Below are 22,413 nucleotides of genomic sequence, written 5' to 3'. Positions count from 1 at the left end.
AGGCCCGACAGGTCCCGTGGCACCGCAAATACGCCCAGTTGGAGCGCGGTGTCAGGAGATCGATGAGGCCGGTGGGGTCCAGCGGTGGGTGCGGGGGAGTGTGGTGGGCATGCCGTAGTCCTGCTTCAGCTGTTCGGGGATGGCGTAGTGCATGACGCGGCCGCGAGTGAGGGAGGACAGTTCGAGGACGCTGGTGAGGTGGCCGAGGCGGTCCAGGGCCCAGGCGCCGAGCGGGGAGCGGTCCTCGATGGTCTCCAGGATGCCCAGGAGGTGGGGGACGGCCTTGACGAGGGTGTCCCAGGGGGTGCGGGGCACCTGGAGCCAGTCGGAGCAGGTGTCGCCGACGAGGTGGCGGATCAGCGCGGAGACGATGGGGTCGAAGAGGGTGCCGGGTACGACCTCCTCGTAGAGGTCGATGAGCTGGCGGGTGAGGTGCGCGCCCTCCTCCGAGGGCCCCATGTGCCGGATCATGTACTGGTCGAGGAACCGGCGTGCTTCTTCGAGGGACTTGGGGACGGCCTCCTGATCGACGCCGAGCATGGCACCGACGACGCGCCAGGCGTAGTAGTAGGCTTCCGCGCCCTCCTGGGACATGTGGATGCCGAGGCGGTCCAGGCTGTCCAGCACGAGCAGGGAGAAGAACATCTGCCCGCCGATCATGTCCTCCTGACAGATCGGCGTACCGAGCGCGGCGGTGTCCCAGCGGTTCTCCCGGGTCAGGTGGTGGCGGATCGAGGCGTGCAGGAGACGGACCTTCTGCGCGGCCGGGATGAAGCGGCCGCCGGCCTCGAAGGCGTCGGGCTGCATCAGGTAGACCGTGAACTGGCCGGTCTCCGCCATGCGTTTGGAGGGGTACTTCAGTCCGTGCGTGGCCGACAGGAGCTTTGCCACGTGCGGGACCACGTAACAGGCCGGCATCGAGGCGAACGACAACGCCGTGGAGATGTGCACGTTGTTGTCGATGAAGAACAGCCGGGCCTTCTCCATCTCCGCCCAGTCCACCCAGGCCGGCGGGGTGCGGGTGGCTTCCAGGTACTCCCGTGCGGCGTCGGGCAGCCCGTCCGGGAGGGGAGCGCCGGCGGTGGAGACGTAGCGCATCAGGGTGTTGAACGTGCCGACCTCGCCGCGTTCGAAGAGGGCGGCGACGGTGGCGTCGGCGAGTTCGTCGCCGGACTGCCGCAGGGAGTTCATGGAGGTCTCGGTGGGGTTCATGCGGAGTTCCTTGTCTCGCGCGGCTGAGCGTGGGGTCAGGACAGACGGACCGTCGCCGAGTGCGCCAGCGCGGTCAGGGCGGCGACGGCCGGTACCGGTACGTCCAACTGGTCCAGAACGTCCAGGGCTTGTGCGACCCGCGCGGTGATCATGTCCTCGATACGGTCGGGGGCCCCGACCCGGCGCATCGTCGCGCGTACCGCGTCCAGGCCCTCGTCGGCCAGGTCGTGGCGGCCCAGGAGGGCGCGCAGGTGCTCCCGTTCGTCGTCGTCGGCGAGGTGCCAGGTCTCGGCCAGCAGAGTCGTGGGCCGGTGGCCGCGTACGTCGTCGGCGTTGTCCTTGCCCGTGTGTTCCCGGTCGCCGAACAGGCCGAGCAGATCGTCCCGGAGCTGGAACGCCTCGCCCAGCGGCAGCCCGTACGCCGAGTAGCCCTCGCGCAGCCGCGCGCCCGCGCCGGCCAGGGCGCCGCCGATCAACAGGGGTTGCTCGACGGTGTACTTGGCGGTCTTGTAGCGGATCACCTTCAGCGACGCCGCGGTGTCGGGGTCCGCTCCGGTGCGCAGGATCTCCAGGCACTCACCCGCGATCAGCTCACGGGCCAGCACCCCCCACAGCGGGCGGGCCCGCGCCAGATACGCGGCGGGCAGACCGCTGGTGGCGAACAGCTGCCCGGCCAGCGACATCAGCAGGTCCCCGACCAGCATCGCCAGCGACCTGGCAGCCGCGGCCGCGCGCGGGCGACCGTCCACGGCATCGCGCAGGGCGATGTGCGCGGTCGGTCTGCCGTGCCGCAACGGGCTGTCGTCGATGAGGTCGTCGTGCACGACGGCGGCGGCATGCACCAGCTCCATCGAGGCCGCCGCACGCACCAGCGCGCCGCTGTCCGGCTGCCCCACCGCGCGCCAGCCCCAGTAACAGAACGCCGCCCGCAGCCGTTTGCCGTCCGCGACCGCCGCTTCCAGTTGCTCGGCCACCGGGTTCAGGGCCGCGTCGATCGCCGCGAACCGGTCGGCTTCCTGGGCCACCACCTGGTGCAGTACCTCGTCGACACGAGCCTTGAACGCGGCCGGTTCCCACCGGTCAGACGTCATCCGCGGCCTTCCGGGCCATCGCGTGCCGGGCGAGTACCTCCAGATGCGGCGGCGGTGCGGCCGTGTACCGGTCCATCACCAGGCGCCCGCGCGCCATCAGGTCCCGCTCCGCCGCCGTCGCCAGCTCCGCCGCGTCCGAGCGGCGGAACAGCCCCCGCACGGTCCCCAGGACCGAGCCGGCGGTACTCACCGCCAGGTCCGCCAGCCCGGCGACCAGCAGCACCGCCCGCTCGTCCAGACCCCCGCGCCGTCCCGCATCTTCCGTCATGCCACTCCCGCACTACAGCCCGCCCGGTCGGAGCCGGTCACACTCCGTCCGTCCCAGCATCGCGACAGACCGGACACAGGAGCGGGTGAACTCACGATCGAGTGATCACATCGCTAGACCGTACGGATTGGGGTCGTACGGCGAATTCCGGTGTGCGGACGGTCACTTGCCGCTCAGCTCGGCGACGACCGGGGCGAACGCCTCCATGTACGGCTCCAGGACGGTCAGATAGGTGAAGCCGTACTTCTCGCGCTGGGCCAGCACCTGCGTGGTGATCTGTTCCAGGGTGCCGACCAGCAGGATGGGCAGGTCCAGGGCCTCTTCCACGGTGGCGTCCCGCACGCGCTCGACGAGGGGTGCCACGGCCGCCGCCCGGTCGTCGGTGACGACCACCATCTGGATCAGCAGGTTCAGCTCGGCCGGCTCCTCGCGGCCCGCCGCCAGCGTCCGGTACCGGACGAGGCGTGCCTCGAAGTCCTCGTTGCCCAACGGGACCAGCTTTCCCTCGGTGTTCCCCGGCACCAGGTGCGCGCCCGTGAACGCCGCGATGTCCGCGTACTCGGCGGTGAGCCGCAGCATGCGTTCGCCGTTGCCGCCGATCATCAGCGGCACCCGGTCGTCGAGCAGCCGCTCCAACTCCTCGACCGTGCGCCGGAGATGGTCCACACGCTCGCGTGGCGAGCCGAAGGGCAGCCCGGCCGTGTCGTGTTCGGCCTGTACGTACCCGGTGCCGAGGCCCAGTTCGAGACGCCCGTCCGTCAGCGCGGCCGTGGTCGCCACCTCGCGGGCCAGCAACGCGGGGTTCCAGAAACCGGCGTTGAGCACGAACGTGCCGAGCCGCGGCCGTTCCGTCACGGCGGCCGCCGCCACCAGGGCCGGGAACGGCGCGGGCATGTCCAGATGGTCGGGGACCAGGATCACGTCGTAGCCGAGCCCCTCGGCCCGGCGGCACTTGGCCCGCCACTCCTCGGCGGGAGCCGGGTCGATGAGGCTGACTCCGAACCGGAACGGACGCGCCATGAACTCTCCTCGGACGAAGACGACTTGGGATCCCGGTGATTCCCTTACCCGCGTCCGACCGCCCCTCTCACCCCTGCCCGTGCCGACCACCTCACCCGCACCCGGCCGCCCCCTCACTCGTGCGCAATCGCCGCCAACACGTTCATCCGCGACGCGCGCAACGCCGGCAACAGCGCCGCCACGACGCCCACCACCGCCGAGCCGACCACGACCGCGACGATCGTGCCCCAGGGGATCGCCAGCGCCGACATGCCCTGCAACGCCAGTACCTGCTGGATGCACACCCCCCACACCAGGCCCAGCGCCAGCCCGAGGACGGCGCCGAAGACGGCGATGACCACGGACTCCAGGCGGATCATCCGGCGCAGTTGTCGCCGGGCGAGTCCGATCGCGCGCAGCAGCCCGATCTCCCGGGTGCGCTCGACCACCGACAGGGCCAGGGTGTTGACCACGCCGAGCACCGCGATGACGATCGCGAGGCCCAGCAGCGCGTACACGAGATAGAGCAGGACGGCGATCTGGTCGTGGACCAGGTCCTTGTAGTCGGCGATGTCCCGCACCTGGACCTGCGGATACGGGTCGAGCGTCTTCTCCAGGTTCGCGCGCAGCGTGTCCGCCCCGGTGCCGGAGGCGGCGTTCACGTAGAGCCCGGAGTCCTGGCCGCCCGGTGCGTACCGGCGCAGCGTGTCCAGGCCGAAGTAGATGCCGCCCTGCGTGCCGAAGCCGTCGGCGGACTCCTGGTCCGTGAGGGCGCCCACGGTCAGCTCGGCCGTCTTGCGGGTCTGGAACTCGACCGGGATCGTGCTGCCGACCTTCACATCGTGGTCGCGCGCGAAGTCCGCGTCCATGGCGATGTGCCCGGGGGCCAGCGCGGCCGCCGTGTCGCCCTGCGCGTACTTGATGTTGGCGACCTCGTCGAGCTGCGGGTCGTAGGCCGCCGCGGTCGTCTTGACGCGGTCGCCGTCCGGCAGTCGTACGGCGATCGGGGCGAACTGCGAGCCGACCACGAGCCCCACGCCTTCCGTGGCGCGGACCTTGTCCGAGACCTCCTTGGGGAAGGGCACGAAGTTGCTGTTCTGGATGACGAAGTCGGCGCCCAGGGTGTCGTCGATCTGCTGGTCGAAGGACTTGGTCATGGAGGCGCTGGCGACGGACATCCCGCCGACCAGGGCGAGCCCGACCATGAGCGCGGCCGCGGTGGCGCCCGTGCGGCGCGGGTTGCGCAGGGCGTTGCGCTGGCTCATCCGGCCGATCGAGCCGAACAGCGCGGGGAACGCCCCACCGAGGACCCGGATCACCGGACGCACCAGCAACGGGCCCGCGATCACGGTGGCGAGGAGGGTGAGGACGACACCGAGGCCCAGCAGGGAGGCCGCGGACGAGGTGTCCGACGACAGCACGCAGCCCAGCAGCGCCGCCGCCCCGGCCGCCCCGATCACGCCGCCCACCCAGGCGCGCGTCTTCAGCGGCCGACCCACGCCCGCGATCTCGGCGTCCGCCAGCGCGGCCATGGGGGAGACGCCCGCCGCGCGCCGGGCCGGCAGATACGCCGCCACGAAGGTGACGCCCACGCCGACGACGTACGCGGCGACGGGCGTGCCCCAACCGATCACCATCTCGCTCGACTTGATGTTCATGCCGAGCGTGTTCATCAGCGCGATGAGCCCGGCGGCGAGCCCGATGCCGGTGGCGAGCCCCAGGGTCGAGCCGACCACGCCGAGCAGCATCGCCTCGGTCAGCACCGAGCGCCGGACCTGACGCCGGTCGGCGCCCAGGGCCCGCAACAGGCCGAGCTCACGGGTGCGTTGGGCGATCAGCATGGAGAAGGTGTTGACGATGAGGAAGACGCCGACGAGGACGGCGATGCCCGCGAAGCCGAGCATGACGTACTTGATGACGTCGAGGAATCCGCCCAGGGAATCGACGTCGGACTTCGCCTGTTCGTCGGCGGTCCGGATCTCGTAGTCGCCGGTGCCGATCGCGGCGGCCACGCGCTGCTTCAACTGCGCGTCGCTGACGCCCTCCTTCGCGTCCACGGAGATACCGGTCGCCGCGTCGGCGTCACCCAGCAGCTTGCTCTGCGCGGTCGGGGTGTCCAGGAAGAGCAGCGTCGCCCCGGGGTTGGTGGTGGTGAACGTGGCGATACCGACGAGCCGGACCTTGAAGGTGCCCTGCGGGCCGATGACGCTGAGCGTGTCACCGATCTTCAGGTCCTTGCGGTCGGCGGACTCCGAGTCGAGCAGGGCCTCGCCCGCGCCGTGCGGGGCGTGACCCGAGGTGAGCTCGACGGGACTGCGCGGACCGGGGCTCCAGTCGGTGCCGATGGTGGGGGCACCGGTGGTCGAGCCGACCGCCTCGTTCTCGCTGTCGGCGACGGTGATGTTCTGGACCTCGGCCTCCAGACGCGCGTCGGCGACCCCGTCGATGCGGGACACCCGGTCCAGGAGCGAGGCGGGCAGGGTGGGCGTCACGCCCGAGGGGATCGCCTCGTCGAGTTCCTCGCGCGGGCTGACGGTGACGTCCGGCGCGGTCGAGGCGAAGAGCCGGTCGAAGGTACGGCTGAGCGTGTCCGAGAAGATCAGGCTGCCCGCGACGAAGGCCACGGACAGGACGACGGCCAGCGCGGACAGCAGCAGCCGTCCCTTGTGGGCGAGGAAGCTGCGGAGCGTCGCCTTCAGCACGGCCTCAGTCCTTGTCGAGGGAAGGGGCGTCCGCGGTCGCGGTCCCCGGTGGCGGGCTCTGCTCGGACTGCCCGCGATGTACGTCGAACCGCTTCATGCGTTCCAGCACCGCCTCCGCCGTGGGTCGTTCCATCTCGTCCACGATCCGTCCGTCCCCGAGGAAGAGCACCAGGTCGGAGTGGGCGGCGGCGCCCGGGTCGTGGGTGACCATGACGACGGTCTGGCCCAGCTCGTCGACGGCCTCCCGCAGGAAGCCGAGGACCTCCAGACCGGCCCGTGAGTCCAGGTTGCCGGTCGGCTCGTCGGCGAAGATCAGCTCGGGCCGGGAGGCCAGCGCCCGGGCACAGGCCACGCGCTGCTGCTGGCCGCCGGAGAGCTGGGACGGCCGGTGCTTGAGCCGGTCCCGCAGGCCCAGGGTGTCGATGACCTGGTCCAGCCACTTCTCGTCCGGCTTCTTCCCCGCGATGTCCATGGGCAGGGTGATGTTCTCGGCCGCGTTCAGGGTCGGGATCAGGTTGAACGACTGGAACATGAACCCGATCCGGTCCCGGCGCAGCCGTGTCAGCTCGCGCTCCTTGAGCCCCGTGATCTCGGTGTCGCCGAGCCAGACCTGCCCGGCCGACACGGTGTCGAGCCCGGCCAGACAGTGCATCAGCGTGGACTTCCCGGAGCCCGAGGGCCCCATGACCGCGGTGAACCGGCCGCGCGCGATCGCCACGTCCACCGAGTCCAGGGCGAGCACGGTCGTCTCGCCCGAGCCGTATGCCTTGGTCAGACCGTGGGCGCGGGCCGCGATCCCGTCGGCCGACGCATGGCCCGGGGCGTGCTCCGCAGCAGGTGTGGACAAGGCCGCCTCCTCGTGGCTCCCGACTGACTCGCTGGTCCCCGCCGAGGGTAGTGTGATCCACCCCACACCCGAAATCCCCCTGTGGTCCCGGTCGGCCTCCGTCCCAGGTCGGGTCCCTGATATCGATGTAAGGGGCACTTTCCACCTGTGGGTGGACTCCCGGCGCCCTTGCCTCTGCTAGCGGTTCGGCGCTAGCGTCGAAGTATGGCGAAGACCCAGCTGAACGTACGAGTGGACGAGGGCACCGCCCGCGCCGCTCGGGAGCGCGCCCTGGCCCGCGGGATGAGCGTCAACCGCTACATCGAAGAGCTGGTCAGACAGGACACCGGGGAGGTCGGCCACACCTTCGTGGAGGCCGCCGCCGACTTCATGAAGCAGTACGAGAGTGTCTTCGCCGAGGAGTTCGGCGCGGAGCGCGAAGGTCGCCGCTGATCCCTTGAGCGAACTCCGGATCGACCTCGCCTGGCTCCTCATGCTCGCCGAACACCACACCCCGGGAGACCCCCAGGTCAGCGACTGGGGCGCCCTCGTCGCCGCCGTCGCGCGCCACGAGGCCGAGATATTCGACGTCCCGGTCTACGACAGCCCGCACGCCCGCGCCGCGGCCCTGCTCCAACTCCTGATCCACGTACCGGCCCTGGAGCGCTCCAACGCCCTGTTCGCCTCCGCCGTCGCCTACGCCTATCTGGCGGCCAGCGGTCTGAAGGTCGTCACCTCGCCCGAGCAGGTCCGCGACCTGGCCCGGCTGGTCAAGGGCGGTGAGGCGTCCGTGCACGACATCGCGCGGGAACTGCGCCAGTGGAGCCTGTGATCAGCTCTCGGCGGGGCGCCACGCGGTGCCCAGCACGCAGTAGGAGGAGGGCAGCTTCGGCCCCTTCTCCGGCATCAACACCTGCCGGTAGGGGCCGAGTTCGAAGCCGGCTTCCCGCAGGGCCGCGATCGGATCGCGGGACAGGTGGCAGCCACCGCTCAGGGGCGGCCACACGGTCCGGTCCAGGGTGCGCTGGGTGAGACGCATCGCCTGCCCGCCGCCCCGGCCGTGCTCGAAGAACCGCACGACACCCCCCGGCCGCAGCACCCGCCGTATCTCCGCCAGGGCACGTGGCAGGTCCCGCACGCTGCACAGCACCAGCGAGACCACGACGGCGTCGAAGGCCTCGCTCTTGACCGGCAGCGCCTCCGCCGCACCCGGTACGACGTCGACGGGCACTCCGGAACGCAGGGCGGCGTCCACCGCCAGCCTGCGCAGCGTGCTTTCCGGTTCGATCGCCACGACCTCCGAGACGGTGCCCGGATAGTGGGCGAAGTTCAGCCCGTTGCCCGCGCCGATCTCGATGACCCGCCCGGACAGTCCGGCGAGCAGTCGTTCCCGCACGTCGGCCATGCCGGCGCGGGTCTCGGCGGCGACGCTGACACGGGCGTAACAGCGGGCGAAGAGCGGGTGGTGCACGGGATCGTGCGGCAGCTTGCCGGAACCGGCGGACCGTAGCGGCATGACGACCTCCCGGACGGGACGGGGTCCACTGTGATTCTCCCCCGGATACGTCCCGCGCACCCCCGCTCGCGCGCTACGCGACGAAGTCGCGGACCTGCTCGTACACGCCGTGGTCGTTGTTCATGTCGGTGTGCGAGATGCATCCGACCTCGACGTTGGTCGCACCGCTGAGGATCGCGGTGGTGTCCGGGGTGAGCGCGTCGTCGCAGTTCGACCAGTAGCTGGCGTACGAGACGCTGCCCGGTGTCTCGTCACCGGAGTTGAGCGAGGTGAGGAACGAACTGCCCGTGTACATCTGGGCACATGACGTGTACAGCCACGAACACCAGGAAGCGGTCGTCGTGCCGTGGTTGACGCCCGCGGTCGACACGAAGTCGTCCACGTACGCCGTCCCGCCGAGGTTCTTCAGGTAGTAGCGGGAGTTGAGCGCGCCCATGGAGTGCACGACGAGGTCGACCTTGGAGGCGCCGGTCTGGGAGAGCACGCTCTGGATCTTGGTGGACAGCTGCTGGGCGGTGGTGACGTTCGACTGCGTCCAGTCGTACGACCACGCGAACAGCTCGGAGGACGAGTAGCCGTCGGCCTTGAAGTCCGCGATCCAGTCGTCCCAGCTGTCGGCCGAACTGCTCAAGCCGTGGACGAAGACGATCGGATTGTGGGTCGCGGCCTGAGCGGGGGTCGCGGACAGGGAGAGTGCCAGAAGGAGCGACGAGACGACGGCCGACACGGCCGCTGAGATGCGACGCTGGGGGCGCTGCATGATGCCTCCTGATACGGGTGGGGTTGTCAGGAGTGTCAAGCGGGATCTACGCGCGCCGCATCGGCGAAATCGCCGGTCTTTACGTGTCAATTAACTCGCCAGTAACGTCGAAGGCGTGCTGACTCCTGTAACCCCACCGCCCCTAGAGGGCACTTCGTCACCGCGACGCGCGGAGACGTGGCAGGACCTGGCCTCCGGGCTCCCCGAAGGCGTCCGGGTGCGGCTGCTCCATGCGGTGTACGGCGATCCGCGCGCCGCCGCCGAGGCCGTACGGCTGCTCGGCCCACGTCAGTCGGCGGGCCTGGACCCGCTGCCGACCGAACCGGCGGAACTGGCCCCGGCGTTGCTGCGGGCCCACCGCGCGGAGGTCAGGAAGCTCCCCGACGACACCCGGCTGCTGCTGCTCCTGGCCGCGGCCGACCAGTACCCGGTCGCCACCCACGCCTTCCTGCGCGCGGTCGCCGCCGCCCGGCTCGACACCCGGCCCCTGGAGGCCGCGGAGGCGGCCGGCATCGCGTACGCCACGGCGGCCGGGGTCGTCTTCCGGGACACCTGGACGAGGATCGCCGCGTACGAGACGGGCTCGCCCGCGGACCGCCGGGATGTGCACCGCTTGCTGGCCCGGGTCCTGCGCACCGACGGCGAAACGTCTCTGCGCTCCTGGCACCGCGGCGCGGGAGCGCTCGGCCCGAGCGCCCGGCTGGCCGCGGAACTCGGCGCGGCCGCCGCCCGGTCCCGGGACGGAGGCTTCCCGCACCTCGCACGCGCCCTCGCCGAACGAGCGGCCGCGCTCTGCCCCGACCGGCCCGGCCGCGACCGCCTGCTGGCCGGAGCCGCGGTCTACGCCTGGCAGGCAGGGGAAGGCGACCGGGCCCGCCGGCTCGTCGCACTCACCGACGACGACGCACTGACCGGCGTGCTCGCGCTGCGCGCGGGCAACTCGGCGGAGGCGTTCGACGCCCTGCTGACGGCCGTGGTGACGGAGGAGGACGCGGGTGTGCAGGGGGAGGTGGAGGGCCGGTCGCTGACAGACAGCCGGTCACCGGAAGGGGGCCGGTCGCGGGAAGGGGGCCGGTTGTCGGGAGGGGGCCGGGCGCAGGAAGGGGGCCGGTCGTCGGAAGAGGGCTGGTCGTCGGACGGGAGTCGGTCACCCGAAGCGGGGCGGTTGCCGGAAGAGGGCCGTGCCGCGGTCGGCGGCTTCGAGGCGTCCGTCCCGAGCCCGGGCCGCGAGCCGGCCGTGCGTACGGCACCCCTGCCGCTGTCCGTCCTCCCGGAATCCCCGGTCCCCCTCCCGCCACGCCCCCTCACCGCGGTCCTCGACATGCCCGACCCTGCCCTCCATCTCCTCGCCCGCGCCACCGAGGCCGCCATCTACACCGGCGACCTGCGCCGCTGCCGGGAGGCGGCGAGGGTGGCCCGGCGGATGGGGATCGTGCCGCCGGGCACGCTCGGCGGGCTCGCGGCGGCGTTCGAGGGGCGGTACGAGGACGCCCGGGACCTCCTCGCGGCGGCGGCCGGCCGGTGCGGGCCCGGCGGCGACCCCACCCTCCTCGTCCACGCGGGCATAGCCGCGCTGCTGCTGGGCGACCACACCCGCGCCACCGCCGCGACCGTACGCGCGGCCGCCTCCGCCCGGATGCGCGGCGAGACGGTCACCGTGGCGCAGGCGATGGAGTTCCGCGCCTACGCCGACTTCTGGACCGGACGCCCCCGCACCGGGGAGGCCGCCGCCACGGACGCCCTGTGGCAGGCGCACGTCACCGGCCAGGACAACGGCGCCTGCCATCTCCAGGCCGCCCTCGCCATGTTCGCGGCCCTCACCGGCGACGCGGACGTCTGCCGGGAACGCGCCGCCACCGCACGGTCGTACGCCCTCGCCCGGGGCCTCGGCCTGCCCGCCGCCCTCGCCCAGTGGGCGCTCGCCTATCTCGACCTCAGCAGCGGCAGGTTCGCCGCCGCGGCGGCCCGGCTGCGCGCCCTCGCCGGCTTCGGCCCGGGCCACGGCCACCGGGCAATCCGCCATCTGGCCACCCCGCACTACGTCGAGGCGGCCGTCCGCACCGACGACACCCGGGTCGCCCGGGTCGCGCACGCCGACTACGACCGCTGGGCGAGCGTCGTCCGCAGCCCCGACGACCTGGCGCTCAGCGCCCGCTGCCGGGCCCTGCTCGCCCCCGGCGCCGAGGCCATCGAGCACTACCGCACCGCACTCGACCTGCACGCCCGCGGCACCCGTGACTTCGAACGCGCCCGCACGGAGCTGCTGTTCGGCAGCGCGCTGCGCCGGCTGCGGCACCGCACCGAGGCCCGCGACCGGCTGCACAGTGCCCTGGAGGCCTTCGAGCACTTCGGCGCCCCGCACTGCGCCGCCCAGGCCCGCACCGAACTCCGCGCCCTCGGAGCCCCCGCGACCCCCGCCCGGGGCGCCGCCGAGGACCCCACCGTCCGCCTCACGGCCCAGCAGCTGATGGTCGCCCGCATGGCCGCCGACGGCGCGACCAACCGCGAGATCGCCACCCGCCTCGCCCTGAGCCCACGCACCATCGACCACCATCTGCGGGGCGTGTTCACGCGGTTGGGGATCCGCTCGCGGATCGAGCTGGTGCGGTTGCTCGGGGAGGGGGAGGGAGTGTGATGATGCGCCGATGCACTACGAGGATCTGACGGCCTACGACTACTTCGACGCGGACGCCTTTCGCAGGAGGGCGGGCGAGCACGTCGAGTACGTCAGCTTCCGTCCCGACTACGCGCGGCAGAACGTCGGCTGGCTGGAGGCCGGGCAGCCGTATCCGACCGGCCCTGTCCCCGAGGCTTTCGTCGAGAAGTTGGCAGCAGTGCAGGCCGTCCAGTGGATGAACGTGTGCCGGGGCTTCCACGTCTGCGACCTGTGCCCATGGGGTGAGGGGCCGACGGGCAACGGCGAGATCCGGATCCCGGGGGAACCCGGAGCCGCCTTCGCCGCGCCCTTCCTGATCGGCCACTACATCGGCGCGCACGCCTACAGTCCGCCGCAGGCCTTCGTCGACGCCGTCATGGCCGTGGACCTCGACGCCTGGGCGGCCGCCGAGGTGCCGTTTCCCTGGATCCCCGGCGACGCCCGGCGCGTCTAGTCAGCCGGCCTCCCGGCCCCGGAACGCCTCCGCGTCCCACGTCCCGTGCAACCGCGGGGCCAGCCAACCCGGCGCCGCCGCACGGAAGTCGGTCGGGACGAGCCCTCCGGCGCCCGCGGGCAGCGCCCCGAGCAGCGGAGCTCCCGCGACCACCGGCAGGTCCGCCAGATTGCAACGCGACGCCAGATCCGGTGAATCGGGCCAGCTGCCGATCACGACACCGAGCAACTCCACCTCCCGGGCCCGGAGTTCACGCGCCGTCAGCTCCGTCGTGTTCAGCGTGCCAAGCCCCGCCGACGCCACCAACAGCACCGGCGCGCCCAGCAGTTGCGCGGCGTCCGCGAGCGTGCCGCCCGCCTCGTCGAACCGTACGAGCAGTCCGCCGGCCCCCTCCACCAGTACCAGGTCGTGCTCGGCGGCCAGCTTGGCGGCCGCCTCGGCGACGTCCCGGGGTCGCACCGCAGCGCGTCCGGCCCGCCGGGCCGCCGTGGCCGGGGCCAGTGGCTCGGGGTAGCGGGCGACCTCGGCGGTCGTCACCGCGCCCGCCAGCCGCGCCACCTCCTGCGCGTCCCCCGGCTCGCCCGGACGTACGCCGGTCTGCGCCGCCTTGAGCACGGCCACCGACCGGCCCGCCGCGACCGCCGCGGCGGCGACCGAGGCGGTGGCGATCGTCTTGCCGACCTCGGTGCCGGTGCCCGTGATCACCAGTACAGCCATCTCAACCCTCCCGAGCCGCGGCGCACACCGCGCGCGCGATCCGTGCCACGTCCGCGTCGCCCGTGACGAACGGCGGCATCGTGTAGACCAGGTCGCGGAACGGCCGCAGCCACACACCCTCGCGCACGGCCGCCTCCGTGGCCGCCTTCATGTCGACCTCGTGGTCCAGCTGGACGACCCCGATGGCGCCGAGGACGCGGACGTCCTTCACGCCCGGGATGTCCCGCGCCGGGGCCAGCCCCTCGCGCAGGCCCCCCTCGATCCGCTTGACCTCGGCGAGCCAGTCCTGGCCGAGCAGCAGCTCGATCGAGGCGCAGGCCACCGCCGAGGCGAGCGGGTTGCCCATGAACGTCGGTCCGTGCGCGAGCACCGGGACCTCGCCCCGGGAGATGCCGTCGGCCACCTTCGACGTGCACAGCGTCGCCGCCAGTGTCAGATAGCCGCCGGTCAGCGCCTTGCCCACGCACATCACATCCGGTGTCACCGCCGCGTGGTCCGCCGCGAACAGCGCGCCGGTGCGTCCGAAGCCGGTCGCGATCTCGTCGAACACCAGCAGCACGTCATGTGCGTCGCATGCCTCGCGCAGCACCCTCAGATACGCGGGGGAGTGGAACCGCATCCCGCCCGCACCCTGCACCACCGGCTCCACGATCACCGCGGCCAGCTCGTCGGCGTGCCGCGCGATCGCCGAGCGCAGCTCCTCGGCGTACGACTCCTCGTACTCGACCGGCGGGGGCCCGACGAAGACCTGGCGCTGGAGCACCCCGGTCCACAGTTCGTGCATCCCGCCCTCGGGATCGCACACCGACATCGGCTGCCAGGTGTCGCCGTGGTAGCCGCCGCGCCAGGTCAGCAGCCGCTGCTTCCCGGGGCGCCCGAGGGAACGCCAGTACTGGAGGCACATCTTCACCGCGACCTCGACCGACACCGACCCGGAGTCGGCGAGGAAGACATGCTCCAGGCCGTCGGGCGAGATGTCGACAAGGAGCTTCGCCAGCCGTACGGCGGGCTCGTGGGTGAGCCCGCCGAACATCACATGACTCATCCGCCCGAGCTGCTCGCGCGCGGCCTCGTTCAGCACCGGGTGGTTGTAGCCGTGGATCGCCGACCACCAGGACGACATGCCGTCGACGAGCTCGCCCGAGCCGTCGGCCATCCGGAGCCGCACCCCGCTCGCCGACTCCACGACGAGCGGCTCGACGCGCCCGGGCATCGGACCGTACGGATGCCACACATGCCGCCGGTCGAGCTCCAGCAGCTCGGCGACGGGCAGATCAGGCATTGGGCGCGAGATCCGTACCGGCACCACGGCGGCGTACCGCGACCAGATCCGGACGGGCCTCGTTCACCTGCGGCTCGGGAGCCGAGCCGCAGACGGACCCGCAGCCGGCGCTCTCGTGGGAGCCGCACCCGCCGCCCTCGTGCGATCCGCAGCCCGCGCTCTCGTGCGAACCGCACCCGCCCGCGGCGGCGGCCACATCGGCCCGGTGCTCGGGCAGCGTGACCTCGCCCGCGCCCTCCACCTCGAAGCCGGCGTCCGCGATCATCTCCAGGTCGGCCTTGCCGGCCTGGCCCTCGCTGGTGAGGTAGTCGCCCAGGAAGATCGAGTTGGCGAGGTTCAGGGCCAGCGGCTGCATCGTGCGCAGATGGACCTCGCGGCCACCCGCGATCCGCACCTCGACGTCCGGGCACACGAACCGGACCATCGCCAGGATGCGCAGACAGCGCTGCGGGGTGAGGTTCCACTCCTTGGCCAGCGGGGTGCCCTCGAACGGGATCAGGAAGTTGACCGGCACCGAGTCCGGGTCCAGCTCGCGCAGCGAGAAGACCACGTCGATCAGGTCCTCGTCCGACTCGCCCATGCCCGCGATGAGACCCGAGCACGCCGACAGACCGGCCGCGTGCGCCTTCTGCACGGTGTCCACGCGGTCGGCGTACGTGTGCGTCGTCGTGATCTCGCCGTACGTCGCCTCGGACGTGTTGAGGTTGTGGTTGTAGGCGTCGGCGCCCGCCTCGCGCAGCCGCTCGGCCTGGCCGTCGGAGAGCAGGCCCAGGCAGGCGCAGACCTCGACGGCCTCGTTCTGGTCCTTGATCGCCTTGATGGTGTCGGAGACCCGGTCCACGTCCCGGTCCGTCGGCCCGCGGCCGCTCGCCACCAGACAGACCCGCTTGGCGCCGCCCGCGAGCCCGGCCGCGGCGGCCTTGGAGGCCTCGTCGGGCTTCAGCCAGGTGTACTTCAGGATCCCGGCCGTCGAGCCGAGGCGCTGCGAGCAGTAGGAGCAGTCCTCGGGGCACAAGCCGGACTTGAGGTTGACGAGGTAATTCAGTTTCACCCGTCGGCCGAACCAGTGCCGGCGCACCTTTCCGGCCGCGGCCACCACATCGAGCAGGTCGTCGTCGGAGGTGGCGAGGACGGCGAGTGCTTCCTCGCGGGTCGGCAGCTCGCGCCGAAGCCCCTTGTCCACCAGCGTGTTCAGCAGGTCCATGAAAACTGATCCTGTCCTAAGGAGCCGTCTCGGGCCAAGGAGAGTTCGTACAACAGCGGCCATTCGCTGTGTGGGTATTGCCACACAGTGGGGGGCTGCTTGTCCCACTAGTGTCTGTTCGCTGCCTACAAAACCTCCGGAGGACCCATGGCGTTCGGCTGGATCGACGAGCAGGCGCGGCTGCGCCGCCGCGCCGGACTCGTACGCACCCTGCGCCCCCGCCCCGCCGACTCCCCGCTGCTGGACCTGGCGAGCAACGACTACCTCGGTCTTGCCCGCCATCCGGAGGTCACCGAAGGTGCCGCGCGAGCCGCCCGGACCTGGGGCGGAGGCTCCACCGGATCCCGACTCGTCACCGGTACGACCGAGCTCCACTCCGAACTGGAACGCGAGCTGGCCGAATACTGCGGGTACGAGGCGGCCCTCGTCTTCTCCTCCGGCTACGCGGCCAACCTCGCCGCGGTGACCGCACTGGCCCCGCACGGCTCACTGATCGTCTCCGACGCCGGCAACCACGCCTCGCTGATCGACGGCTGCCGGCTGGCCCGCGGCACCACCCAGGTCGTCGGGCACGCCGACCCGGACGCCGTGCGCAAGGCGCTCCAGACGCACGAGGGCCCCGCGGTCGTCGTCTCCGACACGGTCTTCTCGGTCGACGGCGACGCCGCCCCGCTGGCCGCGCTCGCCGGAGCGTGCCGGGAGCACGGCGCGGGACTGCTCGTCGACGACGCCCACGGCCTCGGTGTGCTCGGCGACGGCGGCCGCGGTGCCCCGCACGCGGCGGGACTCGCGGGCGCCGACGACGTCGTCGTGACGGTCACGCTGTCCAAGTCGCTCGGCAGCCAGGGCGGCGCCGTGCTCGGCCCCACCCGGGTGATCGACCACCTCGTCAACGCGGCCCGGACCTTCATCTTCGACACGGGGCTCGCCCCCGCCGCGGCGGGCGCGGCCCTCGCGGCCCTGCGGTTGCTGCGCCGCGAGCCGGAGCGCGCGGCGCGAGCCCGTGAGGTGGCCGCCGAACTGCACGCACGGCTGACCGCCGCGGGTCACGAGGCGGTACGCCCCGACGCCGCGGTCGTCTCCGTGCGCGCGCCGTCCCCGGATCAGGCCGTGCGGTGGGCGGCGGACTGCCGTGCCGAGGGCCTGGCCGTGGGCTGCTTCCGTCCTCCTTCCGTGCCCGACGGCATCTCACGGCTCAGGCTGACCGCCCGTGCGGATCTCTCCGAGGCGCAGATCGAACGCGCTGTACGTGTGATCGGTGAGACACGACCATGAGTCGGCGTGACACGGCCGTGTACCGGACGGAAGGGGTCAGAACGCGGCCGTGAACTCCGCCCAGCTCCCGGGGGAGAAGAGCAGCGCGGGTCCGGACGGGTTCTTGGAGTCGCGCACGGCGAGCAGGCCGGTCCCTGGACCGGTGTGCGGCCGAGCCGTCTCGACACAGTTGTTGGCTCCTGTGCTGTAGCTGCTGCGCAGCCATCGCACACCGTGCAGATCTGTACTGATGGGTACGTTCCGAGGCATTGCGGACATGGTGCCTCCTTACGCGCCGTCACCTATCCCGGCGATGTAATCCAACGAGTCCTCGGGCGAAAGGGCGTGGATCTGAAGGGCGTTGAAGGCCTCGGTATAGGCCTGGAGGTCTTCTTTCCGCTCGAGGTAGAGGCTACTCGTCAAGTGGTCGAGAACAACCACGTCCAGATCAGATGTGCTCGAAAAAGAGAAGATTACGAAAGGCCCGGTGATGCCGATGTGCGCTCCCGCGGCGAACGGCAGCACCTGAATCCTGACTTGGGGCAACCGGGCCGCCTCCGCGAGCCTTTGCAGCTGCCTTGCCATGACGTCGGGCCCGCCGATGGCCCGGCGCAGCACCGCCTCGTCCAGCACCGCGCTGAGCTCCAGCGGAGGCTGGGCGCGCAGTACGTCCTGTCTGGCCAGCCGCACCTCGACGAGCGCGTCGAGCCGTTCGTCCAGGTCCGCATCGAGTCCGCCCACGGCGGCCCGGGTCACCGCGCGCGCGTACTCGGGTGTCTGCAACAACCCGGGCACCACGGAGGTCTCGAGCGTGCGCATCGCGTCGGCCTGTGACTCCAGACTGATGAAATCGCGGTACGTCGGTGGCAGTACCCCGCGGTACTGGTGCCACCAGTGGTGCCGTCCACCACCCTCGTCGGAGCCCGCCAACACCAGCAGCAACTCCCGCAGTTGGGTGTCGTGCACCTCGTAGGCGTCCAGCAGTAACCGCACATCGGCCGGTTTGACGCCGCTCGCGCCGGTCTCGATCCGGCTCACCTTCGACTGGTGCCAGCCCACCAGCCGGGCCGCCTCACCACTGGTGAGCCCCGCACTCGTGCGCAACGCACGCAGTTCGGCGCCCAGTTTCCGGCGGCGTACCGCGGGACCGTGCTGCATGGGCTACTCCTTACTCCTTCCGGGCCGCCCAAATACGGTCTTCCGTCGGAGAGTTCACCGCTTCGAGCGACAGATATATGCATATCTTGGTGGATCGGCACCGTGACCGGCCCGGTAATGGCAGTCTGGCGAAGAAGCACCAGTCCGGGACCGTACTCGAACCAGCCGCTCCGTGTCGGACTGCGGTCCCGTGGGAAAAGGACGGCGTCGCCATGGCAGACCATCTGGAAGCATCCGTCACTCTGCCGAGCGATCCCGCCTCGGTCTCCGCGGCCCGCACATACGTCATCGGCACCCTGGTGGAATGGGGTCTGCCGGCGGACACGGAGGTGGCCGACACCATCCGGCTCATCGTCTCCGAACTCGCCACCAACGCCGTACAGCACACCTTCGGGCAGTCACCCACCTTCACGGTGGACATCCAGCTCGACCGTGACGAACAACTGCGCATCGGGGTCACCGACAGCCACCCCCGCTTCCCCAAGCGGCTGCCGGCCGCGGTTCAGCAGGACAACGGCCGCGGCATGGTGATCATCCGCTGGCTGACCGCGGAGTGCGGCGGCAAGCTGAGAGTCCGGCCGACCCGGGAGGGCGGCAAGACCGTCTCCATCGAACTCCCGTGGACGGTGCCGGCCGAGCCGGTCTCCGCGGCGGGACAGCAGGAGCCGTAGAAAAGGCGCCCCCGGAACTCGGAGGCGCCTTTCAGGGGTCACTGCCGGCCCCGCGAGGGTGACGGCGGGTCAGGTCGCCGCCACCCGTACGAGGCAGGTCACTTGACCCGGCCGTACCAGACGCTCTTGGTCCAGATCTTCTGCAGCTTCACGACCTCCCCGCTCTTCGGGGAGTGCCAGATCTTCCCCTTCCCGGCATAGATGCCGACGTGGTACACGCTGGAGCCGGAGTGGAAGAACACGAGGTCTCCGGCCTTGCGGTTCCCCGCGGAGATGTGGCGGGTCTTGTTGTACTGCTGGGCCGCCGTACGGGGCAGGCTCTTGCCCGCCTTCTTGTACGAGTACAGCGTGAGCCCGGAGCAGTCGAACCGGTGCGGTCCCGAGGCGCCCCACTTGTACGGGGAGCCTTTTTTGGAGGCCGCGACCTGGAGTGCCTTCGTCGCTGGTGCCGCGGCCTCGGCGTCGGACGCGATGCCCGGGACCACGATCGAGCCGCCCACTGCGGCGATGGTGAGAGCCGAGGCCGTACCGGCCCGGACCATGAGCGACGGGACACGATTGAGCGCAGACATGCGCAACCCTTCGTCAGCCGCCTGTGAAGGATGACCTGTCGGATTCGGGCTGGCGAAGTTGCCCGGCCGCGTACTGCGGCTTCACCCCAAGGGCTGCTCGGAACGGCCGTTGACGGCTGTTCCGGCGACCCGTCGTGCTTGGGTCCTCCACTCCTGCCGATCCACTCCTGTCGACCGGTCATCCGGGCGGCGGCAGGACTCGGCGTCCGCCCGGATCGCCCCGCCGCTGCGGCGGGGTCTTGTCGTCAGACAGGGATCTTCACGCACTCCACGCCGAAAAACCCAATGGAATCGGGGATTTGTGGTGTTACTCACCACTCACCCGTTCGGGTGGACACTCGACTGTTCGAGGGACCGTCGAGGGGGTTGGGGACCCCCGGACCAGCACCGGAGGTACTCATTCCGGACTCGGGCTACGCGCGTTGCGCAACCTTTACGGCCCTGTCAAAGGAGACGTGTCTACTCCAAACGGGGGTACGTCATTTGGTCCGTTTGAAGGCCTGTCCGGACGCATCGCCACGCGGTCGGGTGCGCCGGAGCGGCCACCGGCACGTCAACTGTCGGAGTCGGGCGGCAGGGTGACCCGGCCCGTGCGCCGCTCGCCGTCGAGCACTCGAAGCGCCCGCGCCAGGGTCGGGGCGTGCAGCTCGGTCTCGCCGCGCTGATGCATGGTCGCCAGCGCGTCCCGCAGCTCGGCGGCCTTCGCCACCAGCGCCTGAGCCGCCCGCAGTCCGCGGTAGGTGTCCCCGTGGTGCGCCGGGTTGATACGACCGAGCAGATCGACCACGTCGAGGTAACGGTCGATCAACTCGCCCTCGGCGCGGGTCAGAGCGGGCAGCGGAGGGAGCTCCGGTGGCAGCATCGCTCGCTCACCGGGCGCCGGGCGCGGTGCGGGACGCCTTGCGGCTGGGGATGATCCGGTCCACCAGGCCGTACTCCAGGGCCTCTTGCGCGTCCAGGATCTTGTCCCGCTCGATGTCCGCGGTGACTTGCTCGTGGGTGCGCCCGGTGTGCGTGACGAGCATCTCCTCCAGGCGGGCGCGGACGCGGCCCAACTCCTCGGCCTGGATGGCCAGATCGCCGGCCTGTCCCTCCACCGGCTGCGGCAGCGAGGGCTGATGGATCACCATGCGGGCGCCCGGCAGCGCGAACCGCTTGCCCGGGGTGCCCGCCGCGAGCAGCACCGCGGCCGAGGAGCCGGCCTGCCCCAGGCAGATCGTCTCCACGTCGCAGCTGACGAAGCGCATCGTGTCGTAGATCGCCGACATCGCGCTGAACGAGCCGCCGGGGGAGTTGATGTAGAGGGAGATGTCCCGGTCCGGGTCCTGGTACTCGAGGTGCATGAACTGGGCCATCACGTCGTTCGCCGAGATGTCGTCGACCGGCGTCCCGAGGAAGACGATCCGCTCCTCCAGCAGCTTGGAGTACGGGTCCATCGTCTTCTGGCCGGCACTCGTGCGTTCCGTGAACTCGGGCAGGACATGGCGGGCGGACGGTCGGGTCATGGGTACCCCTCCTTCGACGTCTGTAAAAAATGTACAGGACGTACGTGACGTTATGATGGGGGTATGGCCTACGAGATTCCGGTGACGCAAGCCAGGGCTGAGCTCGCCGACCTGATCAACCGGGTGGTGTACGGCGGTGAGCGCGTCGTCGTGACCCGTCACGGCAAGCCCCTCGTCGCCCTTGTCTCCGCGGCCGACCTGGAACGACTGGAGAAGCTCGCGGAGCCCGCCGGTCCGGCCGAGCTCGCCGAGGAGCAGGTGATCACCGCGGTCTCCGCCGTCCGCGAGGTCGCGTCCGCTCCACGCGAACAGCAGCGCTTCGGCATCACGGCGCACCATCGGGCGCCGGGCGCCTCCTGAGGCTTTCGGGACTCTGAGATTCTTGGGGCTGGGACACAGAACGACCGTGCACCGGTGAGGGTGCACGGTCGTGGTTGCGTGGCGGTCCGTCAGCCGACGGGTGCGAGCTCCCGCTCGATCGCGGGCTCGACGCTCTTCTTCCGGTCCTTGAGCGCGCTTCCGAGCAGTACGGCGCCCAGGCCGAGCGCCGCCCACCAGGCCAGCGTCAGGGCGGGGCCGGTCGCGGCCGCGCCGTCGAAGTAGGCGACCGAGCGGGTCAGGGTCGCGCTCGCGCCCGGCGGCAGCCACTGGCCGATCACGCCGACCGGGTCGGGCAGCATCTCGGGTGCCGAGGCCGCCCCGGACCACGGGTTGCCGAACAGCATCACCACGCCCGCGACGATGCCCACCCCGGCGGTGCCGAGCAGTGCGGCGAGCCCGGCGACCGCGCCGCTCACGGCCAGGACCGTCAGTCCGAGCGCCCCCGCCTCCGCCCACCAGTCGCCCGTGAGCGCCCCCAGCCAGCTGTCGGCGACACCCGCGCCGACCGCGCCGACCAGTGCGGCGGCGCCCACCAGGACGGCCACGGCACGGGTCCCGCGCAGCCCGGTGAAGGTCACCACGGCACCGGCCGCCATGCCGGCCAGGGCCAGCGGCAGCACGCTGGCGTTGAGGGCGGCACCGCGCGGGTCCGCCGCCGGGGTGGCCACGACGTCGACGATCCTGACCTGTGCGCCCTCGGCGGCCGCCGGTTGGGCCACCGCCTGCTGGAGCAGCTGGGCGACGACCGGGCTCGCCGCCGACGCGGTCAGCAGCTTCGGACCACCCGCGGTCACGACGACCGCCCCGTATACGGTCCGGTCCTCGATGGCGTCCCGGGCCGCGGCCTCGTCCGGATAGTGGTGGATCTCGAACGCGCCCTCGTGCTGAGCCAGTCGTGCCTCCACCTGGGCGGTCGCGGCGGCGGGTCCGGCCACGCCGAGCGGCAGGTCCCGGGGCGCGGTGCGGGCGGCGGGCCAGGCGAAGGCCCAGAGCGCGAGTGCCGCGATGACCGGGACGAGGACGGCGACCGCGATCATGCGACGGGCGGTCCCGGCGGGTGCGGTGGACATGGTGGTTCCCTCCGAGCGGAATCCAAAAAGAAGGATCGTTCGTTTTAGATGCGACACCACCGTCCTGCGATCCGCGACTCTTGTCAAGAAGGAACGTTCGTTTTAAGTTGGGGGT

General features: G+C 71.4%; 24 protein-coding genes and 1 riboswitch. Of the genes, 7 read left to right on the top strand and 17 right to left on the bottom strand.

Annotated features, from left to right (window positions below):
* Window positions 1–51: 51 nt before the first annotated feature.
* The 6 genes from ABKA17_RS38670 to ABKA17_RS38645 form a co-directional block, all read right to left on the bottom strand.
* Window positions 52–1,212 (bottom strand): oxygenase MpaB family protein, encoded by a 1,161-nt coding sequence (locus tag ABKA17_RS38670; RefSeq protein ID WP_353697060.1) that lies wholly within the window; start codon window positions 1,210–1,212, stop codon window positions 52–54.
* A gap of 35 nt (window positions 1,213–1,247) precedes the next feature.
* Window positions 1,248–2,303 carry a polyprenyl synthetase family protein gene (locus ABKA17_RS38665; RefSeq protein WP_353697059.1) on the bottom strand — a complete coding sequence of 352 codons (1,056 nt, stop codon included), beginning with the start codon at window positions 2,301–2,303 and terminating at the stop codon, window positions 1,248–1,250.
* Window positions 2,293–2,571, bottom strand: a complete 279-nt coding sequence (locus ABKA17_RS38660; RefSeq protein WP_353697058.1) for a polyprenyl synthetase — start codon at window positions 2,569–2,571, stop codon at window positions 2,293–2,295. Before ABKA17_RS38660 ends, ABKA17_RS38665 begins: the two co-directional genes overlap by 11 nt.
* Window positions 2,572–2,733: 162 nt before the next feature.
* Window positions 2,734–3,591: an LLM class F420-dependent oxidoreductase gene (locus ABKA17_RS38655; RefSeq protein ID WP_353697057.1), complete on the bottom strand. Its 858-nt coding sequence runs from the start codon at window positions 3,589–3,591 to the stop codon at window positions 2,734–2,736.
* A gap of 113 nt (window positions 3,592–3,704) precedes the next feature.
* Window positions 3,705–6,272, bottom strand: a complete 2,568-nt coding sequence (locus tag ABKA17_RS38650) for an ABC transporter permease (RefSeq protein WP_353697056.1) — start codon at window positions 6,270–6,272, stop codon at window positions 3,705–3,707.
* A 4-nt stretch (window positions 6,273–6,276) separates the two neighbouring features.
* Complete coding sequence (locus tag ABKA17_RS38645) at window positions 6,277–7,119, bottom strand: ABC transporter ATP-binding protein (RefSeq protein ID WP_353697055.1); 843 nt, start codon at window positions 7,117–7,119, stop codon at window positions 6,277–6,279.
* Between the two features lie 204 nt (window positions 7,120–7,323).
* On the opposite strand from ABKA17_RS38645, the gene ABKA17_RS38640 reads away from it, so the two are divergent.
* Together ABKA17_RS38640 and ABKA17_RS38635 are read left to right on the top strand one after the other, a co-directional pair.
* Entirely contained in the window at window positions 7,324–7,551 is a 228-nt protein-coding gene (locus tag ABKA17_RS38640) for an antitoxin (protein ID WP_186282588.1), read from the top strand.
* A 4-nt stretch (window positions 7,552–7,555) separates the two neighbouring features.
* Complete coding sequence (locus ABKA17_RS38635) at window positions 7,556–7,930, top strand: fic family toxin-antitoxin system, toxin component (RefSeq protein WP_353697054.1); 375 nt, start codon at window positions 7,556–7,558, stop codon at window positions 7,928–7,930.
* On the opposite strand, the gene ABKA17_RS38630 is transcribed toward ABKA17_RS38635, so the two are convergent.
* Together ABKA17_RS38630 and ABKA17_RS38625 are read right to left on the bottom strand one after the other, a co-directional pair.
* Window positions 7,931–8,614, bottom strand: a complete 684-nt coding sequence (locus tag ABKA17_RS38630; protein WP_353697053.1) for a class I SAM-dependent methyltransferase — start codon at window positions 8,612–8,614, stop codon at window positions 7,931–7,933. It abuts the gene before it with no gap.
* Window positions 8,615–8,687: 73 nt separating this feature from the next.
* Window positions 8,688–9,374: an esterase/lipase family protein gene (locus ABKA17_RS38625; protein ID WP_353697052.1), complete on the bottom strand. Its 687-nt coding sequence runs from the start codon at window positions 9,372–9,374 to the stop codon at window positions 8,688–8,690.
* 115 nt (window positions 9,375–9,489) lie between these two features.
* Between ABKA17_RS38625 and ABKA17_RS38620 the strand changes: the two genes are divergently transcribed.
* Both ABKA17_RS38620 and ABKA17_RS38615 read left to right on the top strand, forming a co-directional pair.
* A complete protein-coding gene (locus ABKA17_RS38620; protein WP_353697051.1) occupies window positions 9,490–12,009 on the top strand; it encodes a helix-turn-helix transcriptional regulator in 2,520 nt (839 codons plus the stop codon).
* Window positions 12,010–12,019: 10 nt separating this feature from the next.
* Window positions 12,020–12,484, top strand: a complete 465-nt coding sequence (locus tag ABKA17_RS38615) for a DUF7919 family protein (protein ID WP_353697050.1) — start codon at window positions 12,020–12,022, stop codon at window positions 12,482–12,484.
* Here the strand turns inward: ABKA17_RS38615 and bioD are convergent, their stop codons facing one another.
* Genes bioD through bioB form a run of 3 tightly spaced genes read right to left on the bottom strand, consistent with a single transcriptional unit; the run spans window position 12,485 to window position 15,687 of the window.
* Window positions 12,485–13,201 (bottom strand): dethiobiotin synthase, encoded by a 717-nt coding sequence (gene bioD, locus ABKA17_RS38610; RefSeq protein ID WP_353697049.1) that lies wholly within the window; start codon window positions 13,199–13,201, stop codon window positions 12,485–12,487.
* A gap of 1 nt (window position 13,202) precedes the next feature.
* Entirely contained in the window at window positions 13,203–14,483 is a 1,281-nt protein-coding gene (locus ABKA17_RS38605) for an adenosylmethionine--8-amino-7-oxononanoate transaminase (RefSeq protein ID WP_353697048.1), read from the bottom strand.
* Window positions 14,476–15,687 carry a biotin synthase BioB gene (gene bioB / locus ABKA17_RS38600; protein ID WP_353697047.1) on the bottom strand — a complete coding sequence of 404 codons (1,212 nt, stop codon included), beginning with the start codon at window positions 15,685–15,687 and terminating at the stop codon, window positions 14,476–14,478. Before bioB ends, ABKA17_RS38605 begins: the two co-directional genes overlap by 8 nt.
* Before the next feature lie 147 nt (window positions 15,688–15,834).
* Here bioB and ABKA17_RS38595 point away from each other — a divergent pair, with 147 nt between their 5' ends.
* Entirely contained in the window at window positions 15,835–16,962 is a 1,128-nt protein-coding gene (locus ABKA17_RS38595) for an 8-amino-7-oxononanoate synthase (RefSeq protein WP_353697046.1), read from the top strand.
* Window positions 16,963–16,998: 36 nt separating this feature from the next.
* On the opposite strand, the gene ABKA17_RS38590 is transcribed toward ABKA17_RS38595, so the two are convergent.
* Together ABKA17_RS38590 and ABKA17_RS38585 are read right to left on the bottom strand one after the other, a co-directional pair.
* Window positions 16,999–17,220 carry a DUF397 domain-containing protein gene (locus ABKA17_RS38590; protein ID WP_353697045.1) on the bottom strand — a complete coding sequence of 74 codons (222 nt, stop codon included), beginning with the start codon at window positions 17,218–17,220 and terminating at the stop codon, window positions 16,999–17,001.
* Window positions 17,221–17,229: 9 nt separating this feature from the next.
* Complete coding sequence (locus ABKA17_RS38585) at window positions 17,230–18,099, bottom strand: helix-turn-helix domain-containing protein (protein WP_353697044.1); 870 nt, start codon at window positions 18,097–18,099, stop codon at window positions 17,230–17,232.
* Between the two features lie 212 nt (window positions 18,100–18,311).
* Between ABKA17_RS38585 and ABKA17_RS38580 the strand changes: the two genes are divergently transcribed.
* A complete protein-coding gene (locus ABKA17_RS38580; protein WP_353697043.1) occupies window positions 18,312–18,770 on the top strand; it encodes an ATP-binding protein in 459 nt (152 codons plus the stop codon).
* Between the two features lie 98 nt (window positions 18,771–18,868).
* On the opposite strand, the gene ABKA17_RS38575 is transcribed toward ABKA17_RS38580, so the two are convergent.
* The 3 genes from ABKA17_RS38575 to ABKA17_RS38565 all read right to left on the bottom strand — a co-directional run bounded on the left by ABKA17_RS38575 (window position 18,869) and on the right by ABKA17_RS38565 (window position 20,847).
* Window positions 18,869–19,342, bottom strand: a complete 474-nt coding sequence (locus ABKA17_RS38575; protein ID WP_353697042.1) for a C40 family peptidase — start codon at window positions 19,340–19,342, stop codon at window positions 18,869–18,871.
* 3 nt (window positions 19,343–19,345) lie between these two features.
* A riboswitch (cyclic di-AMP (ydaO/yuaA leader) is annotated at window positions 19,346–19,541 on the bottom strand.
* A gap of 354 nt (window positions 19,542–19,895) precedes the next feature.
* Window positions 19,896–20,204 (bottom strand): hypothetical protein, encoded by a 309-nt coding sequence (locus tag ABKA17_RS38570; RefSeq protein ID WP_353697041.1) that lies wholly within the window; start codon window positions 20,202–20,204, stop codon window positions 19,896–19,898.
* 7 nt (window positions 20,205–20,211) lie between these two features.
* Window positions 20,212–20,847, bottom strand: a complete 636-nt coding sequence (locus ABKA17_RS38565) for an ATP-dependent Clp protease proteolytic subunit (RefSeq protein WP_353697040.1) — start codon at window positions 20,845–20,847, stop codon at window positions 20,212–20,214.
* 63 nt (window positions 20,848–20,910) lie between these two features.
* Between ABKA17_RS38565 and ABKA17_RS38560 the strand changes: the two genes are divergently transcribed.
* Window positions 20,911–21,207: a type II toxin-antitoxin system Phd/YefM family antitoxin gene (locus tag ABKA17_RS38560; protein ID WP_353697039.1), complete on the top strand. Its 297-nt coding sequence runs from the start codon at window positions 20,911–20,913 to the stop codon at window positions 21,205–21,207.
* An 89-nt stretch (window positions 21,208–21,296) separates the two neighbouring features.
* Here the strand turns inward: ABKA17_RS38560 and ABKA17_RS38555 are convergent, their stop codons facing one another.
* Entirely contained in the window at window positions 21,297–22,298 is a 1,002-nt protein-coding gene (locus ABKA17_RS38555) for an ABC transporter permease (RefSeq protein ID WP_353697038.1), read from the bottom strand.
* Window positions 22,299–22,413 lie beyond the last annotated feature (115 nt).

Origin of the sequence: Streptomyces sp. RG80, assembly GCF_040446465.1 — a bacterium.
Lineage (GTDB): Bacteria > Actinomycetota > Actinomycetes > Streptomycetales > Streptomycetaceae > Streptomyces.
Note: the sequence above shows the minus strand (reverse complement) of the source record. Positions and strands in the feature narration are given on the sequence as shown.

Coding starts and splice junctions, on each gene's coding strand:
- ABKA17_RS38670 (WP_353697060.1), bottom strand. CDS start 1,212: ATGAACCCCACCGAGACCTCCATGAACTCCCTGCGGCAGTCCGGCGAC.
- ABKA17_RS38665 (WP_353697059.1), bottom strand. CDS start 2,303: ATGACGTCTGACCGGTGGGAACCGGCCGCGTTCAAGGCTCGTGTCGAC.
- ABKA17_RS38660 (WP_353697058.1), bottom strand. CDS start 2,571: ATGACGGAAGATGCGGGACGGCGCGGGGGTCTGGACGAGCGGGCGGTG.
- ABKA17_RS38655 (WP_353697057.1), bottom strand. CDS start 3,591: ATGGCGCGTCCGTTCCGGTTCGGAGTCAGCCTCATCGACCCGGCTCCC.
- ABKA17_RS38640 (WP_186282588.1), top strand. CDS start 7,324: ATGGCGAAGACCCAGCTGAACGTACGAGTGGACGAGGGCACCGCCCGC.
- ABKA17_RS38630 (WP_353697053.1), bottom strand. CDS start 8,614: ATGCCGCTACGGTCCGCCGGTTCCGGCAAGCTGCCGCACGATCCCGTG.
- ABKA17_RS38625 (WP_353697052.1), bottom strand. CDS start 9,374: ATGCAGCGCCCCCAGCGTCGCATCTCAGCGGCCGTGTCGGCCGTCGTC.
- ABKA17_RS38615 (WP_353697050.1), top strand. CDS start 12,020: ATGCACTACGAGGATCTGACGGCCTACGACTACTTCGACGCGGACGCC.
- bioD (WP_353697049.1), bottom strand. CDS start 13,201: ATGGCTGTACTGGTGATCACGGGCACCGGCACCGAGGTCGGCAAGACG.
- ABKA17_RS38605 (WP_353697048.1), bottom strand. CDS start 14,483: ATGCCTGATCTGCCCGTCGCCGAGCTGCTGGAGCTCGACCGGCGGCAT.
- bioB (WP_353697047.1), bottom strand. CDS start 15,687: ATGGACCTGCTGAACACGCTGGTGGACAAGGGGCTTCGGCGCGAGCTG.
- ABKA17_RS38595 (WP_353697046.1), top strand. CDS start 15,835: ATGGCGTTCGGCTGGATCGACGAGCAGGCGCGGCTGCGCCGCCGCGCC.
- ABKA17_RS38590 (WP_353697045.1), bottom strand. CDS start 17,220: ATGTCCGCAATGCCTCGGAACGTACCCATCAGTACAGATCTGCACGGT.
- ABKA17_RS38585 (WP_353697044.1), bottom strand. CDS start 18,099: ATGCAGCACGGTCCCGCGGTACGCCGCCGGAAACTGGGCGCCGAACTG.
- ABKA17_RS38580 (WP_353697043.1), top strand. CDS start 18,312: ATGGCAGACCATCTGGAAGCATCCGTCACTCTGCCGAGCGATCCCGCC.
- ABKA17_RS38575 (WP_353697042.1), bottom strand. CDS start 19,342: ATGTCTGCGCTCAATCGTGTCCCGTCGCTCATGGTCCGGGCCGGTACG.
- ABKA17_RS38570 (WP_353697041.1), bottom strand. CDS start 20,204: ATGCTGCCACCGGAGCTCCCTCCGCTGCCCGCTCTGACCCGCGCCGAG.
- ABKA17_RS38565 (WP_353697040.1), bottom strand. CDS start 20,847: ATGACCCGACCGTCCGCCCGCCATGTCCTGCCCGAGTTCACGGAACGC.
- ABKA17_RS38560 (WP_353697039.1), top strand. CDS start 20,911: ATGGCCTACGAGATTCCGGTGACGCAAGCCAGGGCTGAGCTCGCCGAC.
- ABKA17_RS38555 (WP_353697038.1), bottom strand. CDS start 22,298: ATGTCCACCGCACCCGCCGGGACCGCCCGTCGCATGATCGCGGTCGCC.